General features: G+C 41.4%; 4 protein-coding genes. All 4 read left to right on the top strand.

Annotated elements, in window-relative coordinates:
- The coding region (locus F6K37_RS39175) for an SDR family NAD(P)-dependent oxidoreductase (RefSeq protein WP_287256636.1) at positions 1-399 on the top strand (399 nt) is incomplete at its 5' end.
- A gap of 16 nt (positions 400-415) precedes the next feature.
- Positions 416-655 carry a thioesterase domain-containing protein gene (locus F6K37_RS39170; protein ID WP_287256634.1) on the top strand — a complete coding sequence of 80 codons (240 nt, stop codon included), beginning with the start codon at positions 416-418 and terminating at the stop codon, positions 653-655.
- 109 nt (positions 656-764) lie between these two features.
- Positions 765-1,109 (top strand): thioesterase domain-containing protein, encoded by a 345-nt coding sequence (locus F6K37_RS39165; protein ID WP_287256633.1) that lies wholly within the window; start codon positions 765-767, stop codon positions 1,107-1,109.
- A gap of 162 nt (positions 1,110-1,271) precedes the next feature.
- Positions 1,272-1,862, top strand: a complete 591-nt coding sequence (locus F6K37_RS39160; protein WP_287256631.1) for a CmcI family methyltransferase — start codon at positions 1,272-1,274, stop codon at positions 1,860-1,862.
- The last annotated feature ends 315 nt before the right edge of the window (positions 1,863-2,177 follow it).

Genomic DNA, 2,177 nt, shown 5'->3' with positions numbered 1-2,177 from the left:
CCAGGAATGATCGAACGCAAGTGGGGTCGCATTATCAACATTGCTTCTACTGCTGCCTCAGTTGGTAATCCTAATGTTCCTGCCTATTGTGCTTCTAAAGCAGCAGTGGTTGGGCTAACTCGTTGTGTGGCTTTAGAAGGAGCGCCTCATGGGGTATCCTGCAATGCCATTAGTCCGGGTTGGGTAGAAACGGAGCTTGGCAAAAACGCGATGAGAGAGTTTGCTGAATCTGAAGGTCGAAGTTTTGCGGAATATTTTGAAGAAGTTAAGCAGAGCTACCCCCAGAAAAGGATCATACAGCCTCAAGAAATTGGCGAACTAGCTGCTTTTCTCTGCCGCGATGAGGCAGTGGGTATGACAATGCAGGAGCTAACTGTATCTGCGGGGTCTCTATGGTAATAAAAAGAATTGGTAATTGCTGCCCACCATATTAAAGCTTAAAGCCCTACAAGCAGTTCAACCCAACGGACCCTATCTACTAGGTGGTCATTCTTTCGGGGGGAAAGTCGCATTTGAGATGGCTCAACAATTACGGAATCAAGGACAGGAAGTGTCAATGCTGGCCATTATGGATATTCAGGTAGAGGTTCCGGCTCCAGAAAAAGATGCAGCTCAATGGGATAATATAGCAGTCGCCAGGGCAGTTAGGACATGACAAAAGTCTCAAACCTAAGTAAGCGCAAGAGTTTGACTTCTGACTTCTGACTTCTGACTTCTGCTATACCAAGTCCATAACCAACCTAGCCAGTATTTATGAAAGCATTTTGGGTCAAAACCTCAAGATTTCGCCAAAAATACTCCAGTCTCTAGATGGGGATGAACAACTGAGCTATTTCCTGGAACAATTGCAAAAGGCTGGACAGATGTTGAGCCAAACTGAGTTGAAGCGAATTCTGGAAGTTTACAAGGCTAATACTGAAGCCAGTGCTGGCTATCTACCCCAGAAGATTGATTCAATTCCGATTAACTTCTTCCGAGCCAGTGAGGTTGCTGCTTTGGGGGATTATCTACCTAATCAGGCAATGACTCTAGAAGATCCAACTTGGGGGTGGAGCCAGATTGCGACCCAATCCTTAGAGTGTCATATTCCGGAAACCATTTCACTATGATTATGGAGCCTCACGTTCGGATTTTAGCTGAACAGCTCAAAGCTGAGCGGGATAAGTAAACTAAAAACGGAAGTTCCCCCAACCAGAATGAATATTATCCCAATGTAGCCGGAATTGATATAATTTGTGATCACGTTCGGTCAAAAAAACAGGATAAAAAGAATGTCAAAAGCACAGGATATATTGAGCTATCAAAGCTTAAGCCAAGAAAAACCTCATAAAAAAGAGTTATCTAGGGTAGATCGGTTTGCGAGTATTGAGATTCGCCAAGAGCGCGGGGATATTCCCACACCAGTTTGGGGAACTCTCCTCAAAAGCAGCTACAAACAGCATTGGAAAGATTTACATATTCAGAAAAGCGCCATGGAAATGGTTATTTATCCGATGCTAATCTACGAACTACGACCAAAAACAATTATCGAAATTGGTGCATTTAACGGTGGAAGTGCAGTTTGGCTAGCAGACAATTTGCAGTTGTTTGGGATTGAAGGTCAGATCTACTCGGTTGATATCGATCTATCTTTTTTAGATGAAAAAGCTAAAAAAGACGAGCGCATTCATTTTTTAGAAGGAGATTCCAACAAAATTGATGAAGTATTTCCTGCCGAGATGCTTTCTGGACTTACCCACCCTTGGTGGCTAATAGAAGATGCTCACTTCAATCTAGTTGGAATCCTTGAATATTTTAACCAAAAAGGTTTACATACAGGAGATTACTTGATCGTTGAGGATACTAACTTATACTGTTGGTAATATTGGAATTAAAGTTTTAATTATGAAGATAATGGAGAGGCAAAACAAGAAAAAAATAGTTGTGTTAAAGATTTTCTGCTAAAGTATAAAAACGATTATCGAATTGATACTTACTATCAAGATTTATTTGGTTACAATGGTTCAAAGTGTTGGAATTCAATTATTAAAAGAGTCTAAACAGCATGATAAAAAGCCAGAGCTATCCTGGTTTTATGAGGGGGGGATAGTATAACTAATTCATGACTAAAAACCCAAGTTGCTAGTTATATACCTAATCTTTTGAGATCCCCCGTTCGTCCCCCTATAGCCCTTCGG

It is taken from the genome of Moorena sp. SIO4E2 (genome assembly GCF_010671945.1).
Classification (GTDB): domain Bacteria; phylum Cyanobacteriota; class Cyanobacteriia; order Cyanobacteriales; family Coleofasciculaceae; genus Moorena; species Moorena producens.
This window is presented reverse-complemented; position numbering and strand designations above follow the sequence as displayed.

Excerpts from the sequence above, each read along its gene's own strand:
- F6K37_RS39160 (WP_287256631.1), top strand. The coding sequence starts at position 1,272 with ATGTCAAAAGCACAGGATATATTGAGCTATCAAAGCTTAAGCCAAGAA.